Source organism: Citrobacter sp. wls706 (assembly GCF_005281305.1).
Lineage (GTDB): Bacteria > Pseudomonadota > Gammaproteobacteria > Enterobacterales > Enterobacteriaceae > Citrobacter > Citrobacter werkmanii.
Genome location: NZ_SZXG01000030.1, coordinates 1 through 24,106, shown reverse-complemented (window position 1 = coordinate 24,106; position 24,106 = coordinate 1). Strand labels below are relative to the sequence as shown.

Annotated in this window: 21 protein-coding genes, 2 pseudogenes and 1 other annotated feature; of the genes and pseudogenes, 11 read left to right on the top strand and 12 right to left on the bottom strand. The window is 50.0% G+C overall.

The annotated features are described in order from the left end of the window. Positions 1 to 7: 7 nt before the first annotated feature. Genes phsC through phsA form a run of 3 tightly spaced genes read right to left on the bottom strand, consistent with a single transcriptional unit; the run spans position 8 to position 3,638 of the window. The gene (phsC, locus tag FDW92_RS07865; RefSeq protein ID WP_042307546.1) at positions 8 to 775 is read right to left on the bottom strand and encodes a thiosulfate reductase cytochrome B subunit; all 768 of its coding nucleotides are present in this window, start codon (positions 773 to 775) and stop codon (positions 8 to 10) included. Then, a complete protein-coding gene (phsB, locus tag FDW92_RS07860) occupies positions 772 to 1,350 on the bottom strand; it encodes a thiosulfate reductase electron transport protein PhsB (protein WP_042307544.1) in 579 nt (192 codons plus the stop codon). Before phsB ends, phsC begins: the two co-directional genes overlap by 4 nt. Positions 1,351 to 1,364: 14 nt before the next feature. Continuing rightward, the gene (phsA, locus tag FDW92_RS07855; RefSeq protein ID WP_042307542.1) at positions 1,365 to 3,638 is read right to left on the bottom strand and encodes a thiosulfate reductase PhsA; all 2,274 of its coding nucleotides are present in this window, start codon (positions 3,636 to 3,638) and stop codon (positions 1,365 to 1,367) included. A gap of 398 nt (positions 3,639 to 4,036) precedes the next feature. Here phsA and sbcB point away from each other — a divergent pair, with 398 nt between their 5' ends. Continuing rightward, entirely contained in the window at positions 4,037 to 5,461 is a 1,425-nt protein-coding gene (gene sbcB / locus FDW92_RS07850; protein WP_042307540.1) for an exodeoxyribonuclease I, read from the top strand. Positions 5,462 to 5,520: 59 nt separating this feature from the next. Here the strand turns inward: sbcB and plaP are convergent, their stop codons facing one another. From plaP to FDW92_RS07830, 3 genes and pseudogenes are all read right to left on the bottom strand, one after another. Further along, positions 5,521 to 6,882: a putrescine/proton symporter PlaP gene (plaP, locus tag FDW92_RS07845; protein ID WP_003030167.1), complete on the bottom strand. Its 1,362-nt coding sequence runs from the start codon at positions 6,880 to 6,882 to the stop codon at positions 5,521 to 5,523. 214 nt (positions 6,883 to 7,096) lie between these two features. Beyond that, positions 7,097 to 8,081 (bottom strand): annotated as a pseudogene (locus tag FDW92_RS07835) (LysR substrate-binding domain-containing protein). Positions 8,082 to 8,122: 41 nt separating this feature from the next. After that, positions 8,123 to 8,947: an SDR family oxidoreductase gene (locus tag FDW92_RS07830; RefSeq protein ID WP_042307535.1), complete on the bottom strand. Its 825-nt coding sequence runs from the start codon at positions 8,945 to 8,947 to the stop codon at positions 8,123 to 8,125. Positions 8,948 to 9,120: 173 nt separating this feature from the next. Between FDW92_RS07830 and hisL the strand changes: the two genes are divergently transcribed. From hisL to hisIE, 9 genes are all read left to right on the top strand, one after another. After that, complete coding sequence (gene hisL / locus FDW92_RS07825) at positions 9,121 to 9,168, top strand: his operon leader peptide (RefSeq protein WP_100250077.1); 48 nt, start codon at positions 9,121 to 9,123, stop codon at positions 9,166 to 9,168. After that, positions 9,144 to 9,266: a sequence feature (His leader region), on the top strand. (Overlaps the previous gene by 25 nt.) Positions 9,267 to 9,310: 44 nt before the next feature. After that, positions 9,311 to 10,210 carry an ATP phosphoribosyltransferase gene (gene hisG / locus FDW92_RS07820; protein WP_042307534.1) on the top strand — a complete coding sequence of 300 codons (900 nt, stop codon included), beginning with the start codon at positions 9,311 to 9,313 and terminating at the stop codon, positions 10,208 to 10,210. 5 nt (positions 10,211 to 10,215) lie between these two features. Next, a complete protein-coding gene (gene hisD / locus FDW92_RS07815; RefSeq protein WP_042307533.1) occupies positions 10,216 to 11,520 on the top strand; it encodes a histidinol dehydrogenase in 1,305 nt (434 codons plus the stop codon). Beyond that, positions 11,517 to 12,596, top strand: coding sequence for a histidinol-phosphate transaminase (gene hisC / locus FDW92_RS07810; protein WP_042307532.1), 1,080 nt, complete (start codon positions 11,517 to 11,519; stop codon positions 12,594 to 12,596). The genes hisD and hisC overlap by 4 nt, the downstream gene beginning before the upstream one ends. After that, on the top strand, positions 12,593 to 13,660 hold the full coding sequence (gene hisB, locus FDW92_RS07805; protein ID WP_042307531.1) for a bifunctional histidinol-phosphatase/imidazoleglycerol-phosphate dehydratase HisB: 1,068 nt from the start codon (positions 12,593 to 12,595) through the stop codon (positions 13,658 to 13,660). The genes hisC and hisB overlap by 4 nt, the downstream gene beginning before the upstream one ends. Beyond that, positions 13,660 to 14,250: an imidazole glycerol phosphate synthase subunit HisH gene (hisH, locus tag FDW92_RS07800; RefSeq protein WP_042307530.1), complete on the top strand. Its 591-nt coding sequence runs from the start codon at positions 13,660 to 13,662 to the stop codon at positions 14,248 to 14,250. Before hisB ends, hisH begins: the two co-directional genes overlap by 1 nt. Further along, positions 14,250 to 14,987 (top strand): 1-(5-phosphoribosyl)-5-[(5-phosphoribosylamino)methylideneamino]imidazole-4-carboxamide isomerase, encoded by a 738-nt coding sequence (gene hisA, locus FDW92_RS07795; protein WP_042307529.1) that lies wholly within the window; start codon positions 14,250 to 14,252, stop codon positions 14,985 to 14,987. Before hisH ends, hisA begins: the two co-directional genes overlap by 1 nt. Further along, positions 14,969 to 15,745 carry an imidazole glycerol phosphate synthase subunit HisF gene (hisF, locus tag FDW92_RS07790; protein WP_042307527.1) on the top strand — a complete coding sequence of 259 codons (777 nt, stop codon included), beginning with the start codon at positions 14,969 to 14,971 and terminating at the stop codon, positions 15,743 to 15,745. Before hisA ends, hisF begins: the two co-directional genes overlap by 19 nt. Then, positions 15,739 to 16,350 carry a bifunctional phosphoribosyl-AMP cyclohydrolase/phosphoribosyl-ATP diphosphatase HisIE gene (hisIE, locus tag FDW92_RS07785; RefSeq protein WP_042307525.1) on the top strand — a complete coding sequence of 204 codons (612 nt, stop codon included), beginning with the start codon at positions 15,739 to 15,741 and terminating at the stop codon, positions 16,348 to 16,350. Before hisF ends, hisIE begins: the two co-directional genes overlap by 7 nt. A gap of 54 nt (positions 16,351 to 16,404) precedes the next feature. Here hisIE and wzzB read toward each other — a convergent pair whose 3' ends face one another. Further along, positions 16,405 to 17,382, bottom strand: a complete 978-nt coding sequence (wzzB, locus tag FDW92_RS07780) for an LPS O-antigen chain length determinant protein WzzB (RefSeq protein ID WP_042307523.1) — start codon at positions 17,380 to 17,382, stop codon at positions 16,405 to 16,407. Between the two features lie 408 nt (positions 17,383 to 17,790). On the opposite strand from wzzB, the gene FDW92_RS07775 reads away from it, so the two are divergent. Continuing rightward, complete coding sequence (locus tag FDW92_RS07775) at positions 17,791 to 18,795, top strand: NAD-dependent epimerase (protein ID WP_042307521.1); 1,005 nt, start codon at positions 17,791 to 17,793, stop codon at positions 18,793 to 18,795. Positions 18,796 to 18,854: 59 nt separating this feature from the next. Here FDW92_RS07775 and ugd read toward each other — a convergent pair whose 3' ends face one another. The 5 genes and pseudogenes from ugd to FDW92_RS07750 form a co-directional block, all read right to left on the bottom strand. Continuing rightward, positions 18,855 to 20,021 (bottom strand): UDP-glucose 6-dehydrogenase, encoded by a 1,167-nt coding sequence (gene ugd, locus FDW92_RS07770; RefSeq protein WP_042307518.1) that lies wholly within the window; start codon positions 20,019 to 20,021, stop codon positions 18,855 to 18,857. A 243-nt stretch (positions 20,022 to 20,264) separates the two neighbouring features. Beyond that, the gene (gndA, locus tag FDW92_RS07765) at positions 20,265 to 21,671 is read right to left on the bottom strand and encodes an NADP-dependent phosphogluconate dehydrogenase (protein WP_042307517.1); all 1,407 of its coding nucleotides are present in this window, start codon (positions 21,669 to 21,671) and stop codon (positions 20,265 to 20,267) included. A gap of 121 nt (positions 21,672 to 21,792) precedes the next feature. Further along, complete coding sequence (locus tag FDW92_RS07760) at positions 21,793 to 22,836, bottom strand: acyltransferase (RefSeq protein ID WP_042307515.1); 1,044 nt, start codon at positions 22,834 to 22,836, stop codon at positions 21,793 to 21,795. Between the two features lie 42 nt (positions 22,837 to 22,878). Next, positions 22,879 to 23,691 carry a glycosyltransferase gene (locus FDW92_RS07755; protein WP_042307512.1) on the bottom strand — a complete coding sequence of 271 codons (813 nt, stop codon included), beginning with the start codon at positions 23,689 to 23,691 and terminating at the stop codon, positions 22,879 to 22,881. Positions 23,692 to 23,767: 76 nt separating this feature from the next. Further along, a pseudogene (locus FDW92_RS07750) lies at positions 23,768 to 24,106 on the bottom strand (phosphomannomutase CpsG); the annotation flags it as partial.

The following is a 24,106-nucleotide window of genomic DNA, read 5'->3' as shown; positions in this document are numbered from 1 at the left end:
CGCGAAATTATCCTTTGCGTGGCGCAGTCTCTGCGTGATGACTGCGATGGCGATGATAGCCGTCGATCATACTGCGGAAAATTTGCCCTGGCGTGTCGCCCAGCGTGCACAGGTAAATATGTGCGCAGATGAACAGTAAACCCACAATCGCTAACGCCATATGCAGCACCAGCATTACAGGCCCTGCCGCTACCACCTGCGGGTAGAGGCATAACAACCCGGTGATGATCAACAGCGGAACCAGCGCGTACATAATGGCCAGGTAGGCCAGTTGTTGCAGTGGGTTAAATTTATCCTTTGCCGTTGCGGCAAACGGATGCGGCTCGCCTTTCATGATGCCATACAGATAAAAGCGCGTTTGCAGCAGGCAGCGTGATATCAACCCGTTTAACTTCACGCGATAATGGCAGCCGTTGCCGCTGGTTGCGTTTATTAACACAAAGCCTATCCAGAAGGCCAGCAATGCGAAGCCGCACCAGGTATGCACCTGTACCATCAACGCTACCGGTCCGACAGAGAAGTGGCCAAACAGGCCGCTCAGCAAAAGCAGAATAAAGAGTAGCGCATTTCCCCAGTGCCAACGGCGAACAGCCAGCGAATAGAGGTATTCCCGGTGCTCCTCTCCGGTTGCCGTTTTCGGCGCCAGCATCCGACGTAACAGCGCGTGCGTGATGAGGCCCGCAATCATCAGCACAACAATAACGCCCGCATAAATGAGCCACAGCGGCCAGTAGTCCGGCGCATAGTTAAGCTCCGCTCCCCAGATAGAATTCATACTTTACCCTCCTGATGGATCTCTTTACGCCGATAAACACTCACCGGGCCACTACGCGTATCCTGCTGGCGATAAACCTCTTTTTGATTGATCCAGTGCTGTATTTCCGGATCATCGCGACGACCGAACTTCAACGCATCCGTAGGACAAACGGAAACGCAGGCGGGTGACTGTCCGACCTCCAGGCGGGTATCCGCGCAGAAATTACATTTGTCTGCGATTCCCGTTTGTGGATTGAGATAACGGACATGGAACGGACAAGCAGCAACGCAGTAGTCACAGCCAATACAGCGAGATTTATCCACCTGCACAATACCGTTTTCATCACGGAATGAAGCACCGGTTGGACAAACGCTGACGCACGGCGCATCTTCACAATGCTGGCAGGAAACACGAACAAACTGGAAGTGGGACAGTGCCTCGGGTTCCTGTTCCGGTGAACGGATCTGCACCTGTAAGCGGCTAAAACCTTCAGGCACGTCATTCAGTACCTTGCAGGCAACCGTACACGCCTGACAACCAATACAGCGTTTTTCGTCATGCAGCATGACATAAGGGTTTGTTGATTGATTCATGATGTACTCCTTTCTCATGCCCGACGAAGCGTAACGCCAGAGGTGTGGACCACCGTACCTGACACCGGACTGGTGACATGCGGAAGCAAATTACCGCAGTGAATACCGTGCGTCGTCGCGGCTGTTTTGGCTCCTGCCTTGGCGCCAAATCCCATATAGACGAATAGCGTATCGGGTCGAATACCAGCGGTGACCAGCGCTTTGCCTTTTTCCTTACCGGTTGCATTTTCCAGCCAGATGTCATCGCCGCTTTCGATACCTTTTTCACGGGCCGTTTGCGGGTGGATCCACACCGCGTTGTCCCACATCAGCTCACTCAGCAGTGGCACATATTGCGTTGCGCCATTGGTATGAACCGCCACTTTCCCTTGAATAAAGTAGAGTTCATTGTCGCCTTTGAGCGCGAAATTGCGGGCGCGAGGAACACCATAGCCAGGCAGGAGTGTTTCCAGCTCCGCAGAGTAGAGTTCGATTTTTCCTGACGGGGATTTAAAGCGCAGTTGTTCACCATAGGTGCCGTCGCTATCAACCGCAACCGCGCCCGGATAGCGCGCCACAAACTGACGCACCGCTTCGGGTTCGCGCAGCAATAGCGGAACACCCCACTCCCGATACCCTTTCTGACGTAGCTCAGCAGATAACGCATGATCGCCATTAAGCTGGTACAGCTGACGCGTTTGCATATCCTGCCATGGGTAGAATTGCCCAAGGCCTAACTGAACAGCCAGTTCTTTCCAGATTTGCCAGCTCGGACGCGCATCACCGATAGGCTCTACAACCTGCTGACGCAGGGCATAGGCTGGATTCAGCCCTGACATATCAGAAACTTCTTCATCGCGCTCAAGGTAAGTACATTCAGGTAAAAGATAATCGGCATACGCCGCGCTTTCGCTTAAATAGACATCGCAGCTGACCACCAGGTCGAGCTGTTCAACAGTCTTAACCAGATCTGGTCGACAGGTCACGGTCTGGAAAGGGTTGTGTCGGGACATAATCCATCCCTTCACCGGATACGGCGTTTGATTTAAGACGGCATCAATAATGCTCTGCACAACGCCGCCGCCGGCCGCGATGTACTTGAACTGCGGGGCAACCAGATCGATACGCTGCGCCGTTGGTTTGGGTAACTTGGCATCGGGTTTTGCCAGCACGGGAGCAACTTTCTCTCCGGCCAGCTTATTGTACGTTGCCGCCGCTTTTTTCTGATACAACCCGCCCTCACGCTCAATATTTCCAAGTAACACATTGAGGGTGAAAATCATGCGCCGCATATCAATTTCTTCTTGCGAAAACGTCGCACGATGACCCGGACTGACGATGGCGTGAGGCGCGCAGGCGGCCATTTCGCGGGTGACCCGGATAATCACATCAGCAGGCACATCAGCGAGCTTTTGCGCCCATTCCGGCGTGGTCTCTTGTACCGCCTCAGCCAGTTGGTCAAACCCTGTGGTGTAGCGTGCCACAAAGTCTGCGTCATACAGATTTTCTTTGATCATGACGTGACACATCGCCATCAGCACTGGTAAGTCACCGCCAGGCTTAAGCGCATGCCATTCATCCGCTTTGCTGGAGAAGACGGATAAACGGGGATCAAAGCTAACCATCTTCGCGCCCTTTTCCTGCGCGGTCATCAGTTCATGCGTGTCGGCAACTTCAATGCCTTCATAGAGGTTATGGCCAAAAGAGACCATATAACGGGTATTGACGATATCCATGGCTAAATCGCCGCCCATCATAACTTTAGCGGCAATCGCTTTTCCGGCGGGACATGTCGACGCGTGAGTAAACGTGTTCGGCGATCCAAAAGCCGTCGCGAGATGAAATAAATGGCCAGAAAGCGAACCGGACTTGGAAGAGAATACGACCCCCTCGGGACCATGCTGCGCTTTTATTACCGTCATTTTCTCGGCAATTTCTTTATATGCCTGCTGCCAGCTAATCACCTGCCATTCACCGCTCCCGCGAGGTCCTGTGCGTTTCATCGGTTTAACAATACGATGCGGGTCGTTGACCAGGCTAACACCGCTCCCTCCGCGCGCACAGACACGCGTGCCCTGCTGAGGCGCATTAGGGTTTCCTTGAATAAAAACCGTCTTATTATTAATTACCTGAGCCTGAATTGGGCAGCGAAAAGAACACATTTCGCACAAACTTGGCGTCAGGGATGTTTTCCCTTTTATGTGCTCGGGAGAATTTCGCGCCAGTGCGCCTGGTGGAAAACTTCCTATCGCACAGGCTGAGCAGCCTATACCCACCCCTCGTAGAAAATTACGCCGACTAATGCTCATATAACCTCCTGTTATTAGATATATCCAATTATTATATGGAGTTTAAATTATTAATTCTTAACCTCACTCACATTTTATTACAATGCATACAAGCGTATTAGTTGAAATATGAAACCGTTGTTTATAAAAGACTTTTAAAGTTTCCAGAACACAGAAAACGAAATGGAAATAACAATAATGGTTATCAATTAACTTATTTCCCAAGTTCTGATTTTAAGAAAATTTATTCCAGTAATTTCCTTTAATGAGGAGAAAATAATTAACCATTCGTTCAAAGCTTCGTTCAGCGCAATTTTCTTGCGGAGGTCATTCCGCATCGATAATCCTCTTGCTGATTCCCTCGCTATTTTTTGGTATTCTTAGATAAGCGCTAAATTGATCCCGGACATAACTGAACAATGAATGACGGCAAGCAGCAACCTGGTTTTCTCTTCCACGATTACGAGACCTTTGGTACCCATCCGGCGCTGGACAGACCCGCACAATTTGCGGCCATCCGCACAGATAACGATTTCAACATTATCGGTGAACCTGAAGTCTTTTATTGCAAACCCGCAGACGACTATCTGCCACAGCCAGAGGCGGTGCTGATTACCGGTATCACACCGCAGGAAGCACGTGAAAAGGGAGAAAATGAAGCTGCTTTTGCTGCGCGTATTCACGCCCTGTTTACCGTGCCGAAAACCTGCATTCTTGGCTATAACAACGTGCGCTTCGATGATGAAGTGACGCGAAACATCCTGTATCGCAATTTCTACGATCCCTATGCCTGGAGCTGGCAGCACGATAATTCGCGTTGGGATCTGCTGGATGTAATGCGAGCCTGCTATGCCCTGCGTCCTGAAGGTATTAACTGGCCGGAAAACGACGATGGCTTGCCCAGCTTTCGCCTGGAACATTTGACCAAAGCGAATGGGATTGAGCATGCCAATGCCCACGATGCAATGGCCGATGTGTATGCCACGATTGCAATGGCGCAATTAGTCAAGTCACGCCAACCACGTTTGTTTGAGTATCTCTATAGCCATCGTAATAAGCACAAACTGGCGGCGCTAATTGATGTGCCGCAGATGAAACCGCTGGTCCATGTCTCGGGCATGTTCGGCGCCTGGCGCGGTAACACCAGTTGGGTGGCGCCATTGGCCTGGCATCCGGAGAATCGCAACGCGGTTATCATGGTCGACTTAGCCGGTGATATTTCACCACTGCTCGAAATGGACAGTGACGCGCTGCGTGAGCGGCTCTACACCGCTAAGGCAGATTTGGGAGATAACCCAGCGGTTCCGGTTAAACTGGTGCACATCAACAAATGTCCGGTACTGGCACAGGCGAACACCCTGCGCCCGGAAGATGCAGATCGTCTTGGTATTAACCGCCAGCGTTGTCTGGATAACCTCAAAACTCTGCGCGAAAACCCACAGGTACGCGACAAAGTCGTGGCAATCTTCGCCGAAGCGGAACCCTTTGCGCCATCTGATAACGTAGACGCCCAGCTGTACAACGGCTTTTTCAGCGATGCCGACCGTGCCGCAATGAAAATCGTTCTGGAAACCGAACCGCGCAATTTACCGGCGCTGGATATCACCTTTGTCGATAAACGCATTGAAAAGCTGCTGTTTAACTACCGTGCGCGTAACTTCCCCGGCACGCTGGATGAAGCCGAACAACAGCGCTGGCTGGACCATCGTCGTCAGGTATTCACGCCGGAGTTTTTGCAAAATTACGCCAATGAATTACAGATGCTGAGTCAGCAATATGCGGATAACAAAGAGAAGCTGACGCTGCTGAAAGCGCTCTGGCAATATGCGCAAGAGATTGTATAAATCCCACGTATAAAAAAACGGAGAACATGTCTCCGTTTTTTTTCAGCTAAATGCAATTATTACGCGATATCTTCGTCGTACTGCGGGACCGGGTTGCGGAAGCTTTTGGTCACGCAAGCCAGGTAGATCAGACCGATACCCGCCCAGATCAGGCCCAGAACCATTGAGCTTTCTTCCAGGTTCACCCACAGCGCGCCAACGGTCAGCGCACCGCACATTGGCAGGAACAGGTACTGGAAGTGATCTTTCAGCGTCTTGTTACGCTTCTCACGGATCCAGAACTGGGAGATTACCGACAGGTTAACGAAGGTAAACGCCACCAGCGCACCAAAGTTAATCAGCGCCGTCGCCATCACCAGGTCGAAGTTGATTGCCAGCAAAGCAATCGCACCAACCAGAATGATGTTCATGGACGGAGTACGCCATTTCGGGTGTACATAACCGAAGAAGCTTTTCGGGAATACGCCATCACGGCCCATCACGTACATCAGACGCGCAACGCCTGCATGCGCCGCCATACCGGACGCCAGTACGGTAATGGTAGAGAAAATCAGCGCGCCTACCTGGAAGAACTTACCAGCAACATACAGCATGATTTCTGGCTGCGAAGCATCTGGATCCTTAAAGCGCGAGATATCCGGGAAGTACAGCTGCAACAGATAGGTGGAGACGATAAAGATCAGGCCACCAATCAGAGCGGTCAGGAAAATCGCACGCGGGATCACGCGCTCAGCGTCTTTGGTTTCTTCTGACAGGTTGCTGATACCGTCAAAACCGGTGAACGAGAAGCACAGGATGGTCGCACCGGTGATCATCGGGATCACGTGCGCATCACCAGACCAGAACGGACGGCTGCTTGCCAGCGTACCGGCCCCTTCCCCTTCGAACACGCCATAAACGACCATGCCGAGGATCACCGCAATCAGCACCACCTGCAACAACACGATCACAGTGTTGAAATTGGCGACGGATTTGAGGCTACGCAGGTTGAAGGCGGTCATAAAGGCCACCAGCGCCACCACGAACATCCACGATGGAATCGAGGGCACCAGCGCTTCAAAATATATTTTCGCCAACAGAATGTTGATCATCGGCGCGAACAGGTAGTCCAGCAGCGATGACCAGCCAACCATAAAGCCAACGGTCGGGCTAATGGATTTCTGGGCGTAAGTGTAGGCAGAGCCTGCGGACGGATAGCGACGAACCAGTTTACCGTAGCTTAGTGCGGTAAAGAGGATGGCGATCAGTGCAAAGGCGTAAGCTGTCGGGACGTGACCATCGGTCATTCCTGAGACGATACCGAATGTATCGAACAGCGTCATCGGCTGCATATAGGCAAGGCCCATCATGACAACCGGAACCAGCGTAAGCGTTTTACGTAATTCCACGCGAGAGGTGTTTGGAGTAGCGTTATGCGACATGGTTATCCCCCATTACGGCGAAAACCGTCGCGTAAGCAAAAAATTGCCCCATTTTTTGTTAATCCTCAGCGACAACAACTGTCGATTTTTAAGTAAGTATCTATCCGGTACGAAGCCCGGCCTCTTTTATGAATGATTGGTTTGATGCAAAAAAATAACCGACGCGTATTAAAACGTCGGTTAATGTCATTTTTTGCAAGCGGCGTATTTTGCACTAATTTGGGGAGAAATAACAAGAGATTGAAGCAACTGTAAAAAAATATTTTTTCTCAACTGATTGATTTATCAGCATCCGTTTTAACATACACCCCGGCAATAGCACTATTTGCTAAAATCTCATCCCGCCACCAGGCGCTGGCAAGCCCGGCGGTCTGTTCATTCCACCCTATCCACACGGGTTCAAACAGAATTTGTCCGACCACTTTCTTTTCAATCAGCGCGCCGCTGTCCAAAAATCGCTGCGCCAGGTAACGTGGAATATATCCGCATCCCAAACCACTAATTTGCAGCTCCAGCTTGGTTTTGAAGTCAAAAACGGTAATCGCTTCCTGATCGTCCAACACCTGAACGCCGGAGATGTTCGCTTGATGCGCATTATCTCCCACCACGATGGCGCGAAAACGTCGAATAGTACGCCGATGTAATGGTTCCTGTTCCTGCGCCAGGGGGTGATGCGGCGCAACGACAAACACCTGTTCCAAAGCGCCCAGCCGCGCAAAGCCAAATTCACTCCCCGCTGGCGGTTCATGCATAGCACCGACAATAATATCCGCCCGCCCCTGAGTCAGTGCATCCCAGGAGCCGCCCAGAACGCCGTTAATAAATTTCAGACGCGTCACACTATGACGTTGATAGAAAGATTCGATTAGGGGAGCCAGCAAGGAAAAGGGAAACGTATCATCGACGCCGATAACCAGTTCATTCTCCCAGCCTTCATGGAGCTTAATGGCTTGCTTTTCGAGTTCGCGGACGGAGTGCAATACCTCTCGCCCCTTTTCCAGCAGCATTTGGCCGGTGCGGGTAAACTTAGCCCGGTGCCCACTGCGATCTAATAACTGAATATTAAGATCGTTTTCCAGTTTATGGACGGTGTAGCTAAGCGCAGACGGCGTCTTATACAATTTTGCCGACGCCGCCGCGAAACTGCCCTCTTTTTCTAACGCATCGAGGATGATAAGAACGTCCAGCAGTGGTTTCATACTCGCCCCCTGGCGGTATACAGCGACACTCTGCTGGCCTGTCACTCCATCGGCATCACCAGCGGATCGGGATACTGGTACTCAAATCCAAGCTCATTACAAATACGGCTGCCATCAATGACTTTACCTTTACCGTTATCCGCACCGCCGCGAAATTCCGGCGGTTCCATCCCCAACTGGCGGGCCATCTGCGGATAGAACACATTACGCGCCGGATGCAAAGGCGCACATATATTATAGATGTGTCCCCCTTTGGGCGCTTGCAGCAGCAACGTGATGGCAGAAACGACATCATCCAGATGCACCAGATTGACGCCATGGTGCCCATCTGGCGCCGTCTTACCCGCGAAAAATCGGCCAGGATGTCTTCCCGGGCCAACCAGCCCGGCCAGGCGCAGAATATCAACCGAGGTGCCAGGCAAGTTGTGCAGCCAGTCTTCAAGTTCTTTCAGGACACGCCCGCTGGCGGTGACCGGGTTACGCGGTGTTCCCTCTTTCACGATGCCCTGGACATCACCATAGACCGACGTCGAGCTGGTAAAAATAATCCGCGGGATCCGGTACGCCAATGCACTGTCCACCAGCTCCTGCATGGCCTGCAGGTAAAATGCCTCCCCCGGCCCGCTACGGCGCGCAGGTAGCGTAATAACCAGAGCATCAGCGTCCATGAGTGCGTCGAGATCGTCGGCCTCACAGACCAGTTCAGGCTCCAGGCGCAGCGAGTAACTCTCGATACCGCTCATGCGGGCCGCTTCCACTCCATCTAATGTGGTTTTGCTGCCGGTCACCTGCCAGCCTCTCGCCGCCAGCGACATGGCTAACGGCATGCCTAACCAACCTAACCCGACAATTGCGACCTTTTTCATGCCTTCTCTCCTGACTTTTGGCCTATAATGCAAGGCTACGCCAGCCCACGGTGGCTGACAATTCATAGTATCAATATGAAATGAATTAATGATCAAAAAAAGCCCTTGCTTTCCGTAGCTAAAGTGGTTTAGGTTAAAAGACATCAAATGAATAAACATTCATCGAGAAATTTATGACACGCGCTCAATTTAAACACCATCACCACCATCATCCTGACTAGTCTTTCAGGCGATGTGTGCTGGGAGACATTTAAATCTTCCAGCGGTGCATGAGCGTATGAGAAAGCCCCCGGAAGATTTCTTCCGGGGGCTTTTTTTGTGCGTGACCCAAACTGATTCAGACAGGATAACGAGGAACAAATAATGTTAGACAACACCCGTTTACGCATAGCTATGCAGAAATCAGGCCGTTTAAGCGACGATTCACGCGAATTACTGGCCCGTTGCGGCATTAAAATTAATCTTCACACCCAACGCTTAATTGCGATGGCAGAGAATATGCCGATTGATATTCTGCGCGTGCGTGATGACGATATCCCGGGTCTGGTGATGGACGGCGTCGTTGATCTTGGCATCATTGGGGAAAACGTTCTGGAAGAAGAGCTGCTCAACCGTCGGGCACAGGGTGAAGATCCTCGCTATTTTACCCTGCGTCGTCTGGACTTCGGCGGCTGCCGTCTTTCGCTGGCAACCCCGGTTGATGAAGCCTGGGATGGCCCGACCGCGCTGAACGGGAAGCGTATCGCCACCTCTTACCCGCACCTGCTCAAGCGTTATCTCGATCAAAAAGGGGTGTCATTTAAATCCTGTCTGTTAAACGGTTCTGTCGAAGTCGCACCCCGCGCGGGCCTTGCCGATGCGATCTGCGATCTGGTCTCAACCGGTGCGACACTTGAAGCCAATGGTTTGCGTGAAGTGGAAGTGATTTACCGCTCTAAAGCGTGTCTGATTCAGCGCGATGGCGAAATGGCCGCAGCCAAACAGCAGTTGATCGACAAACTCCTGACCCGCATCCAGGGGGTTATTCAGGCTCGTGAATCCAAATACATCATGATGCACGCGCCGAGCGAGCGTCTGGACGAAGTCATCGCCCTGCTGCCTGGCGCTGAGCGCCCTACCATTCTGCCACTGGCGGGTGACCAGCAGCGTGTGGCCATGCACATGGTCAGCAGCGAAACCCTGTTCTGGGAAACAATGGAAAAACTGAAAGCGCTCGGCGCCAGCTCAATTCTGGTGCTGCCGATTGAGAAGATGATGGAGTAACGGCCATGAGCTTCAATACCCTGATTGACTGGAATAGCTGTAGCCCTGAGCAGCAGCGCGAACTGCTAATGCGCCCGGCGATTTCCGCCTCTGAAAGCATTAGCCGCACAGTGGCCGAGATCCTTGAAAACGTCAAAAACAACGGCGACCAGGCACTGCGCGAATACAGCGCGAAGTTTGATAAAACCGAGGTCGGCGCGCTATGCGTCACCGAGCAAGAAATTCAGCAGGCCAGCAGTCGCCTGAGCGACAAGCTGAAACAAGCCATGCAGGCGGCGGTACGTAATATTGATACTTTCCACAGCGCGCAAGTTCTGCCGCCGGTGGATATCGAAACCCAGCCGGGCGTACGCTGCCAGCAGGTTACCCGCCCTATCGCTTCCGTGGGCTTGTATATTCCTGGCGGGTCGGCACCGCTGTTCTCTACCGTATTAATGCTGGCGACCCCGGCGCGCATCGCCGGCTGCAAAAAAGTGGTGCTGTGCTCGCCACCGCCAATTGCCGATGAAATCCTCTACGCTGCGCAGCTGTGTGGCGTGAAAGAAGTGTTTAACGTGGGTGGCGCACAGGCCATTGCCGCGCTGGCGCTGGGCACGGAGTCTATTCCGAAGGTCGATAAAATCTTCGGGCCGGGCAATGCGTATGTGACCGAAGCCAAACGCCAGGTCAGCCAGCGTCTTGACGGCGCAGCCATCGACATGCCTGCCGGACCGTCCGAAGTATTGGTTATCGCCGACAGCGGCGCAACGCCAGATTTTGTCGCCTCCGACCTGCTCTCTCAGGCCGAGCACGGTCCGGACTCGCAGGTGATCCTGCTGACGCCGGACGCTAAGCTTGCCGAGGGAGTTGCCAAAGCTGTTGAACGTCAGCTCGCCGAGCTGTCCCGAGCCGACACCGCGCGTCAGGCGCTCTCTGCCAGCCGCTTAATCGTAGCGAAAGATCTGGCGCAGTGCGTTGAAATCTCCAACGCCTACGGGCCGGAGCACCTGATCATTCAGACCCGCAACGCACGTGAGCTGGTTGACGACATTACCAGCGCCGGTTCGGTGTTCCTTGGCGACTGGTCGCCGGAATCCGCAGGCGACTACGCTTCCGGCACCAACCACGTGCTGCCAACCTACGGTTATACCGCAACCTGTTCCAGCCTGGGGCTGGCTGATTTCCAGAAACGGATGACCGTACAGGAATTAACACCACAAGGTTTCTCTGCGCTGGCCGCCACCATTGAAACCCTGGCCGCGGCTGAGCTGCTGACCGCCCACAAAAATGCCGTCACCCTGCGCGTTAACGCCCTGAAGGAGCAAGTATGAGCACTGACAACTTTCTCAGCGTCACTGATTTAGCCCGTAAGAATGTCCGCGAGTTAACGCCTTATCAATCTGCCCGCCGTCTTGGCGGTAACGGCGACGTCTGGCTCAACGCGAATGAATACCCCACCGCCGTTGAGTTTCAGCTAAGCCAGCAAACGCTGAACCGCTACCCGGAGTGCCAGCCGAAAGCCGTGATTGAGAATTACGCGCAGTATGCAGGCGTCAAGCCGGAGCAGGTGCTGGTCAGCCGCGGCGCAGATGAAGGGATCGAACTGCTGGTGCGCGCTTTTTGCGAACCCGGTAAAGATGCGATTCTGTACTGCCCGCCGACTTACGGCATGTACAGCGTCAGCGCTGAAACAATTGGCGTCGAATGCCGTACCGTCCCGACACTTGACGACTGGCAACTGGATTTACAAGGTATCGCGGACAAGCTTGATGGCGTGAAGGTGGTTTATGTATGCAGCCCCAATAACCCAACGGGCCAGTTGATTAAGCCACAAGATCTGCGTTCGCTGCTCGACATGACGCAGGGTAAAGCTATCGTGGTTGCCGATGAAGCGTATATCGAGTTTTGCCCGCAGGCCACGCTGGCAGGTTGGCTGTCTGAATATCCGCACCTGGTGATTTTACGCACGCTGTCCAAAGCGTTTGCTCTCGCCGGTTTACGCTGCGGGTTTACGCTGGCCAATGAAGAGGTTATCAATCTACTGTTAAAGGTGATCGCCCCTTACCCGCTCTCTACGCCGGTGGCAGATATCGCCGCCCAGGCGCTGACGCCGCAAGGGGTTGCCGCCATGCGCCAACGTGTAGAGCAGATCCTGCAAGAGCGTCAGTATCTGGTAGAGAACCTGAAAACAATTCGCTGTGTAGAACAGGTTTTCGCTTCTGAAACCAACTATGTTCTGGCGCGCTTTACCGCCTCCAGCAGCGTATTTAAATCTTTGTGGGATCAGGGCATTATCTTACGAGACCAGAACAAACAACCCTCGTTAAGCGGCTGCCTGCGAATTACTGTCGGAACCCGTGAAGAGAGCCAGCGCGTCATTGACGCCTTACGTGCGGAGCAAGTATGAGCCAGAAGTATCTTTTTATCGACCGCGATGGAACCCTGATTTCCGAACCGCCAAGTGACTTTCAGGTTGATCGCTTTGACAAACTGGCTTTTGAGCCGGAAGTCGTTCCTGTTTTGCTGAAACTGCAAAAAGCAGGCTATAAGCTGGTGATGATTACCAACCAGGATGGACTGGGAACGCAGAGTTTCCCGCAGGCCGATTTTGACGGTCCGCATAACCTGATGATGCAAATTTTCACCTCTCAGGGCGTGGCATTTGATGAAGTGCTGATTTGCCCGCACCTGCCGACGGACGAATGCGCTTGCCGGAAGCCAAAAGTGAAGCTGGTTGAGCAGTACCTGGTTGAACAGGCCATGGACATAGCAAACAGCTACGTCATTGGTGATCGTGCCACAGATATTCAGCTGGCTGAAAACATGGGAATTCGCGGATTGCGTTATCACCGTGACACCCTGAACTGGGCGATGATCGGCGAACAGTTGACCAAGCGTGACCGCTACGCGCACGTTGAGCGCAATACCAAAGAAACGCAGATTGACGTCAAAGTCTGGTTGGACCGCGAAGGTCAAAGCAAAATCAATACCGGCGTTGGCTTCTTTGACCACATGCTGGATCAAATCGCCACTCACGGTGGTTTTCGCATGGAGATAGCCGTTAAGGGCGATCTGTATATTGACGATCACCACACCGTAGAAGATACCGGTCTGGCGCTGGGTGAGGCCTTAAAGCTGGCATTAGGCGATAAACGTGGCATCAACCGTTTTGGTTTTGTCCTGCCGATGGACGAGTGTCTGGCACGTTGCGCGCTGGATATCTCCGGGCGTCCGCACCTGGAATACCGCGCTGAGTTTACCTACCAGCGCGTGGGCGATCTGAGCACGGAGATGATTGAACACTTCTTCCGCTCACTCTCTTACACCATGGGCGTCACCCTGCACCTGAAAACCAAAGGGAAAAATGACCACCACCGCGTGGAAAGCTTGTTTAAAGCCTTTGGCCGCACGCTGCGTCAGGCAATTCGCGTAGAAGGCGACACGCTGCCCTCCTCAAAAGGAGTGTTGTAATGAACGTAGTGATCCTGGATACCGGCTGCGCCAATCTGAACTCGGTGAAATCCGCCGTTGCGCGCCATGGATACGACCCGGTTGTCAGCCGCGATGCGGATGTGGTGCTCCGTGCCGATAAGCTGTTTCTACCCGGCGTTGGTACCGCGCAGGCGGCTATGGACCAGTTGCACGAGCGTGAACTTATTGAGCTAATTAAGGCCTGTACGCAGCCGGTGCTGGGGATCTGCTTAGGCATGCAACTGCTTGGGCGGCGCAGTGAAGAGAGTAACGGTGTCTCCCTGTTGGGCATTATTGATCAGGACGTCCCTAAAATGACCGATTTCGGTCTGCCGCTGCCGCATATGGGCTGGAATCGCGTTTATCCGCAGGCGGGAAATCGTCTGTTCCAGGGTATTGACGATGGGGCGTATTTCTACTTTGTCCACAGCTACGCGATGCCAGTGAATCCATGGACCATCGCCCAATGTCATTACGGCGAACCGTTTACCGCGGCAGTCCAAAAGGACAATTTCTTTGGCGTGCAGTTCCACCCGGAACGTTCGGGTGCGGCTGGGGCGCAGTTGCTGAAAAACTTTCTGGAGATGTAATGATTATTCCGGCATTAGATTTAATCGACGGCACGGTGGTGCGTCTTCATCAGGGCGATTACGCACAGCAACGTGATTACGGCAACGATCCCCTGCCCCGTCTGCAGGATTATGCGGCACAAGGCGCACAGGTACTGCACCTGGTCGATCTGACCGGGGCAAAAGATCCGCAGAAACGACAAATACCACTGATTAAAACGCTGGTCGCGGGCGTCAATGTTCCGGTGCAGGTGGGCGGCGGTGTGCGTACTGAAGCGGACGTTGCGGCACTGCTTGACGCCGGTGTGGCGCGTGTGGTGGTCGGTTCGACGGCGGTTAAATCCCCTGAGGAAGTTAAGAGCTGGTTTACCCGTTTTGGCGCCGACGCGCTGGTGCTGGCGCTGGACGTGCGTATTGATGAGCAAGGAAATAAGCAGGTTGCGGTCAGCGGCTGGCAGGAAGATTCCGGGGTTTCGCTGGAAGAACTGGTGGAAACCTATTTGCCCGTGGGTCTAAAGCATGTGCTGTGCACCGATATTTCCCGCGACGGTACGCTGGCAGGTTCAAACGTCGCGCTTTATGAAGAAGTGTGCGCCAAATATCCGCAGGTGGCGTTTCAGTCATCTGGTGGCATTGGCGGAATCGAGGATGTAGCGGCCCTGCGCGGGACCGGAGTACGCGGCGTGATTGTCGGACGCGCCCTGCTGGAAGGTAAGTTCACCGTTGAGGAGGCCATCCAATGCTGGCAAAACGCATAATTCCTTGTCTGGACGTTCGCGATGGACAGGTGGTAAAAGGCGTCCAGTTTCGCAATCACGAGATTATTGGCGACATCGTTCCGCTGGCAAAACGCTATGCCGATGAAGGCGCAGATGAACTGGTGTTCTACGATATCACCGCTTCCAGCGATGGCCGTGTAGTCGATAAAAGCTGGGTATCGCGCGTGGCGGAAGTGATCGACATTCCGTTCTGCGTTGCCGGTGGGATTAAGTCCATCGATGATGCGGCGCGTATCCTCTCCTTTGGGGCGGATAAAATCTCGATCAACTCCCCAGCGCTGGCTGACCCGGCGCTTATCACGCGGCTGGCGGACCGCTTTGGCGTACAGTGCATTGTGGTGGGTATCGATACCTGGTATGACGCTGAAACCGGTAAATATCACGTTAACCAGTACACCGGGGATGAGAGTCGTACCCGCATCACGCAGTGGGAAACGCTGGATTGGGTGCAGGAAGTGCAGAAACGTGGCGCGGGCGAAATCGTGCTGAACATGATGAATCAGGACGGCGTGCGTAATGGCTACGATCTGGAACAGCTGAGAAAAGTGCGCGACGTTTGCCATGTACCGCTGATTGCCTCCGGTGGCGCGGGCACCATGGAACACTTCCTCGAAGCCTTCCGGGATGCTGACGTTGACGGCGCGCTTGCCGCTTCCGTCTTCCATAAGCAAATTATCAATATTGGTGAATTAAAAGCGTACCTGGCAACACAGGGCGTGGAGATCAGGATATGTTAACGAAGCAACAATGCCGCGAGCTGGACTGGGAAAAAACCGACGGACTGATGCCGGTTGTGGTGCAGCATGCGGTCTCCGGCGAAGTATTGATGCTGGGTTATATGAACCCGGAGGCGCTGGATAAAACGCTTGAAAGCGGTAAGGTAACCTTTTTCTCGCGGACCAAACAACGCCTGTGGACCAAAGGTGAAACCTCTGGCAACTTTCTTAATGTGGTCAGCATCACACCCGATTGCGATAACGACACCCTGTTAGCACTGGTTAACCCAATCGGGCCAACCTGCCACAAAGGCACCTCAAGCTGCTTTGCTGACACCAGCCATCAGTGGCTGTTCCTGTATCAGTTAGAACAACTACTTACTGAGCGTAAAACCGCCGACCCGGCAAGCTCTTACACCGCGAAACTGTATGCCAGCGGTACCAAACGCATTGCGCAAAAAGTGGGGGAAGAAGGCGTGGAAACCGCGCTGGCCGCCACCGTGAACGATCGTTTCGAGCTGACGAATGAAGCCTCTGACCTGATGTACCACCTGTTGGTACTGCTACAGGATCAGGAGCTTGACCTGACCACCGTGATTGAGAACTTACGTAAGCGTCATCAGTAATCTACAGACGTAAAAAAACCGGGCTTGCCCGGTTTTTTTGTTATTAGATTAGGCTTACTGCGCTCTGGCTTTGTAACCACGCAGTGCATTTCGCCCCAGCACGATACCTGCACCAATCATCCCACCCAGCAATACTGCCAGTACCAGGGTAATTGCTTTTTTCGGGCTATCGCGACGAATCGGCAACGTTGGTTTCATCACATAGCGATAGGAGTGCAGTTTTGCCTTCTCGATTTTTAATGCTTCAATATCCAGCAGGTTTTGCTTGGTCTGATAGTAATTACCAGAGAAAATCAATGGACGCGTTGCTTCGTGCTCAATCATTGATCTCAAAGCATCGCTGCCCAGCAGCAGCATACTATCCTGTGTAACATCCTGAGTTTGCTGAATTTGCGGCTTAGTGACACCGGCCTGTTCTGCATAACGTAACGCTTCCTGGATTTGCTTGATGCGCAAATCTTTTTGCTCCTGAGCAATAACCTCTTGGGTTTTCAGCGAGTCTGTAAGCGCTGTTGTTCGTAATTGAATATTATCTGCCAGATCAACAACCATCTCTTTGGCGACTTTGTCATCAATTTGTTGGATGTATTCAGAAAGCTGGCGCTGCGCCCTTTCCGCAGAATCCCCTACATAAGAGACAACCAATGGTAATTGCTGGCCTTTTACTGACTGCTCAATAGTCAGTTTTTCCGATTTTTCTTGATTGTCCAATGTTTCAACTAATGCAGAAAACGCGGTACTAAAACGCCCAATCACATTCATTTGAAGCGATGCAGGCGCACTTGCACCATACAATACATTCAAGGCATTGTTGTATGCGGCTATCTGCCCAACATCCGGTTGCGTGATAATTGCAGTTGATGTCCATTTCTCTTTCGCAACGGCCAGGTATCCCACGGCCAACACAATCGCGACAACCACACAGACAATTATCGTTACTTTACCACGCCATAATTGTATTAATAAATCAATAAGATCAATCTGATCCGGATCGTTGCTGCGTCCAGATATTTTGTTATCACCTACAGACATAAATACCCTAAACTCTGAATGAGGAAAGACTTAAACTCGAATTAGTTTAGCTATTATTTGAGGCAATGCCATAGGATTAATGATAAAAAAATCAAATTGTTTGAGAGAATTTGATTGGTATTTCAATCACTACTGAAGAAGGAAAAAGGTCAAACAGCAGTGTCAATACACAAGCCTCCTCCTGAGTAAATTATTTCACTCAACGGGTCCCATGCCAGACAGTCGATATAGTCTACTTTTCATTGTCACTGCATAAAATTCACGCCATGAATATTTGCATTCTAATCAGTAAAACGACAAGAGTAAAAAGAGATAACAATTAGCTTTTTAGCCATCTATCGGTATCATCCCATTTTTAGCAATATTCGCTGGTGTCTGGCTGCTTTTTAGCCGAAAAGAGGAACGAACATGAAATACCTGGTTACGGGGGCCGCTGGTTTCATCGGCTTCCATGTTAGCAAACGCCTCCTTGAGGCTGGCCATCAAGTCGTCGGTATCGATAATCTGAACGATTACTACGACGTGAGCCTTAAGCAGGCCCGTCTGGAGCTGCTGGTACACCCCGATTTCCATTTTCATAAGATTGATTTAGCTGACCGGGAAGGCATGTCAGCACTCTTCACATCCGAGCACGTTGATCGTGTAATTCATCTCGCCGCACAGGCTGGCGTACGTTATTCAATCGAAAATCCGCACGCTTACGCAGACTCAAATCTCACAGGTTTTCTGAACATACTGGAAGGTTGTCGGCATAATAAAATTCAGCATTTACTCTATGCCTCTTCCAGCTCGGTATATGGTCTGAATCGCAAAATGCCCTTTTCAACGGATGATTCCGTCGATCACCCCGTATCCCTGTATGCGGCAACCAAAAAAGCCAATGAGCTGATGGCCCATACCTATTCCCATCTGTACGGATTACCCACCACAGGCCTGCGTTTCTTTACCGTGTACGGTCCTTGGGGCCGCCCGGATATGGCGTTGTTCAAGTTCACCAAAGCGATGCTGGAAGGGAAAAGTATTGACGTCTATAACTACGGCAAAATGAAGCGTGACTTTACCTATATTGATGATATCGCAGAAGCAATCATTCGCCTGCAGGATGTTATTCCGCAAGCAAACGCCCACTGGACTGTTGAAACCGGTACACCTGCAGCCAGCATTGCCCCCTGGTGCGTCTACAATATCGGCAATAGTGCACCGGTAGAACTGATGGATTATATCAAGGCGCTGGAAGATGCGCTGGGTATAGAAGCTACGAAAAATATGCTACCGCTACAGCCCGGTGATGTACTGGAAACCAGCGCGGATACTAAAGCACTGTATGATGTTATTGGATTTAAACCTGAAACTACGGTTAAAGATGGGGTTAAGAACTTTGTTGACTGGTATCGTAACTTCTACAACGTTTAATTACTAACCTGTTTAATGTAAAAAGGCCTTTAATAAGGCCTTTTTAGAGAAGATAGTAATTAATCACTGCCGAACAAATCGCGGGTATACACTTTTTCTGCAACATCAGCCAATTCTGACGTCATACGATTAGAAATAATAACATCCGCTTCATTTTTGAACGCGTTAAGATCGCGGATTACCCGAGAGTGGAAAAATTCATCCTCTTCCATGACGGGTTCATAAATAATAACGGGTACGCCCTTGGCCTTAATACGCTTCATGATCCCCTGAATAGAGGAGGCGCGGAAGTTATCCGAGCCAGACTTCATGATCAGGCGGTATACGCCCACCACCTTCGGCTTGCGCGCGAGGATAGAGTCAGCAATAAAGTCTTTACGCGTACGATTAGCATCAACGATTGCACCGATGATGTTATTCGGCACCGATTCGTAGTTGGCCAGCAGTTGCTTGGTATCTTTCGGTAAGCAGTAGCCACCGTAGCCAAAGGATGGATTGTTGTAATGATTACCAATACGCGGATCCAGACATACACCCTCAATAATTTGCCGGGCATTTAGACCTAAGCTCTCAGCGTAGCTGTCTAACTCATTAAAATATGCTACACGCATAGCTAGATAAGTATTAGCAAAAAGCTTAATTGCTTCAGCTTCAGTGGAGTCTGTAAATAGCGTTGGAATGTTTTGTTTTACTGCGCCTTCCTGCAATAACGCTGCAAATCGTTTAGCTCGTTCAGAACACTCGCCAATCACAATACGTGATGGATGAAGGTTGTCATAAAGCGCTTTCCCTTCTCGCAAGAACTCCGGCGAGAAAATGATATTATCTGTTCCCAAACGTTCTTTAATTGACTGGGTAAAACCAACCGGGATGGTTGATTTAATAATCATCACTGCCTGTGGATTCACTTCCAACACATCACGGATGACTGACTCCACGCTAGAGGTATTAAAATAGTTGGTTTTAGGATCGTAATCGGTCGGTGTAGCTATAATGACATAATCGGCATTTTTGTAAGCATCTTGCTTGTCGGTTGTTGCGCGAAAATTAAGATTTTTCGTTAATAGATACTCTTCTATCTCTTTATCAACAATGGGGGATTGCTTCCTGTTAAGCATATCCACTTTAGCCTGCACAATGTCCAGCGCGACTACTTCGTGATTTTGGGCAATCAAAATACCGTTTGAAAGACCGACATAACCTGTTCCTGAAATAGTTATTTTCATTTGATCTGACTTCTTTTGGTTAAACGTTTTGAGAGAATACATTTCGCAACAATCGAAACAACTGTTAGGTTTTTACCTCTGATATCGCTGAACTGTCAAGGCGGGACAGTAAGCTGGAATACCTATATTATATCGCTATTCCGCTCAATCCCCCTACTTACGCTCCCGATACATACTGTTTTGCTCAATAAAAAAGCCCGGAGGAGCGCTCCGGGCCTGGCTTTAGTAGCTGGCTATTTCAGATTAATCCAGCCATTCGGTATGGAACACACCTTCTTTATCAGTACGTTTATAGGTGTGCGCACCGAAGTAGTCACGCTGAGCCTGAATCAGGTTCGCCGGCAGTACCTCAGAACGGTAGCTGTCGTAGTAGGCTACAGCAGCGGAGAATGTCGGTACCGGAATACCATTCTGCACCGCGTAGGCCACGACATCACGCAACGCCTGCTGGTACTCGTCGGCGATGTTTTTAAAGTACGGTGCCAGCAGCAGGTTGGCAATGCCTTTGTTTTCAGCGTACGCGTCTGTGATTTTCTGCAGGAACTGTGCACGAATGATGCATCCTGCGCGGAAGATCTTCGCGATTTCGCCGTAGTTCAGATCCCAGTTGTACTCATCAGACGCAGCACGCAGTTGAGAGAAGCCCTGCGCGTAGGAGACGATTTTGCCCAGATACAGCGCGCGACGTACTTTTTCAACAAACTCCGCTTTATCGCCAGCCAGCTTAGTCTGCGGGCCAGACAGTACTTTAGATGCTGCAACACGCTGGTCTTTCAGAGAAGAGATGTAGCGCGCGAATACAGACTCGGTGATCAGCGACAGCGGTTCGCCCAGATCCAGAGAGCTCTGGCTGGTCCATTTACCGGTGCCTTTGTTCGCTGCTTCATCCAAAATCACGTCAACCAGGTATTTACCTTCTTCATCTTTTTTGGTGAAGATGTCTTTGGTGATGTCGATCAGGTAGCTGCTCAGCTCACCTTCGTTCCACTCGGTGAAGGTGGTAGCCAGTTCTTCGTTAGACAGGTTCAGACCGCCTTTCAGCAGAGAATAGGCTTCAGCGATCAGCTGCATGTCACCGTATTCAATACCGTTGTGAACCATTTTCACGTAATGACCTGCGCCGTCAGCGCCGATATAGGTCACACAAGGCTCACCATCTTCGGCAACGGCTGCGATTTTAGTCAGGATCGGCGCAACCAGCTCATACGCTTCTTTCTGGCCACCAGGCATGATGGAAGGACCTTTAAGGGCCCCCTCTTCACCGCCGGAAACACCGGTACCGATGAAGTTAAAGCCTTCAGCAGACAGTTCGCGATTACGACGAATGGTGTCCTGGAAGAAGGTGTTGCCGCCATCAATGATGATGTCGCCTTTATCAAGGTACGGCTTCAGGGAATCGATAGCAGCATCGGTGCCAGCGCCCGCTTTCACCATTAACAGGATACGACGCGGGGTTTCAAGAGACTCGACGAACTCTTTCACCGTGTAATAAGGAACCAGTTTCTTACCCGGGTTCTCGGCAACAACTTCTTCAGTTTTTTCGCGGGAACGGTTGAAGATGGAGACGGTATAACCACGGCTTTCGATGTTGAGCGCCAGGTTGCGCCCCATCACTGCCATACCGACGACGCCGATCTGTTGCTTGGACATTACATACTCCTGTCAGGTGTGGTCACCGCGCGACATATGCGCGGCTTGAATGTGGCTTAGATGTTAACTCAACTCAGATATAAAATGATAGAAGCAAACTAAATACTATATTAAGTAAGTATTAAGTGCTCTGCCCCAACACATCATGTTTTTTCACATATGATTTATTCACTTTAACAAATTTCGACTCAACAAAATGCCATGAAAGGAATCCAAAAAAAAGTGACACAATGATACTAACAAACATCCCGAAATAAAATTCAAAGTGAAATTTATTTATAATAAATTGTTGGACAGGGAAAGAATATATATATATCCCATATGAATAATCAAATCGACCAGAAATTATTCTATCTTTAAATGAACAGCCAATAACTATCGTAATTGTTGATAATAAAACATACCCCAACACATTAATTTCATTTTTATAAGCGACAGAAAAAAGAATAGTAAATGATATTATTAATATATATTGCTTTGTTTTTTTATCACTCCAATAATTTATCGTGAGAGCCATTATAGCTCCAGTAAAAAAGGATAAAGCTCTCACCGGGAACGCTTGTAAAACCACACCAAAAAAAACTATTGCTGTTTTGTTGAAAAGTAAATAAATAGATATAATAAAGAGCACTACGAAAGCAATCAACATTGCTTTTAAAGAATTTTTAAATAAAAAAAACACCATCCCCAAAAGAAGATAACATAAAAACTCAAGTGGTAATGTCCATAAACTATCGTTAAGAGAGTATGGGTGAATAAAACCCTCAAATATACCTGTGTGAGGCGGTGCACCCTGGATGGTTACAACGCTAATAATATTTTTCAGAATTGATATATTAATATAAGAAGATAAGTCTCCCCACTTTAAGTACACACCTAACACTAGATACATAAAAATCGCGCATGGCAATAACGCTGGGAATATTCTCCTTGCACGCTTTAACATATATGAAACAAACCCTTTACTTCTCATGCAAGATTTGGAAATCAAGAACCCCGAGATAGCAAAAAAAACAATAACCGCCACACCTCCGTAGGTACTCATGCCAAGAAAAATTGGCTCAGACATCCCAGAAAGAGAGTATTGATGGGAGATAATGACAGTAATTGCTGCAAACAATCTAATTATATCAAAACAATTATTTCGATGTTCTATACTTTTCATTTTACAATCTTCATTTTATAAATTTTTATATCCATCACAGACTCAGCGATGTCTTTTATAAGCATAGCGAATTAAAAACAAAGGTAAAACATGAAAAAAGAATTTAATAATCAGAATAATAAACCTCTTAAAACTAGCCTCTTTTAGTTTAAACATATACTTGAAGCGAACAGAGAACTCACTTATTGCTTTCCCAATTCCTCTTCGTCTTGAAAAAGTGCTATCATTAAGCCTGTAGTCCAGCAACACCTCAGGGATATTATGAAAACGATATCCTTTTTCAAGGAGGCAAAACCACAACGCCATATCCTCAGTAAATTTTGTATCTAAAGGGTAACGAATCCCATCTTTGAAAACTGAACTTCTAAACATCACCGTTGGATGTATAAATGGGCAACGGATTATACTGTATGTTTTAAGATCATCATGTTCGAGCGGTACTTTCTTCAATTCAAGTGCGTACTCACTACCAAATTCATGGCAATATCCGCCCAGTACGTCAATATCAGGTCTTTCCTCCATGAACCTAAACTGTATTTCGATACGGTTTAAGCGTGAGACATCATCCGTATCCATCCTTGCAATATATCGATAACCTCGAATTAAAGCCACATCGATAAGTGTATTCAGCGCAAAAGCCAGCCCCTTATTTTCTTCTCCACGCACAACATAGAAATTAGGTTCAGTTTCAAAACTCTCGATCACACTTTCAAGAGACTTATTAACCCTCCCATCAATATAGAGGTAAATATCTGCTTTCATAGTTTGAGAGAAAAGGCTAGAAAGACTTTGATGCAAATAATCTGGTTTTTCTGAATTATAAACACTCAGAATTATTGCTATGCTATGATTCATCCTAAGAAATAATCCATCTGATGAAACCTTAAAAAAAACAAAGGCTATGATTTCGACACAGCCTTATACTTGAACATTACTTTAAAATTCTGAGTATTTCTTCTGTTTTACTTCGCATAAGTTGCTCATCGCCGCGCGATTCCACGTTCAGGCGCACCACCGGTTCGGTATTGGAAGAGCGTAAATTGAAACGCCAGTCGACAAACGACATGCTGATGCCATCCGTTCTGTCCACCGTCAGCGCCTCACGGGAAAAGTGCTGCTCCACGCGTGCAATCGCTGCTGCAGGCTCTGCCAGCGTACTGTTTATTTCTCCACTCGCCGGGTATGCCGCCATCCGGTCACGGACCAGTTCACCCAGCGACTGTCCTTTCAGGCACAGCAGTTCCGCCACCAGCAGCCACGGGATCATCCC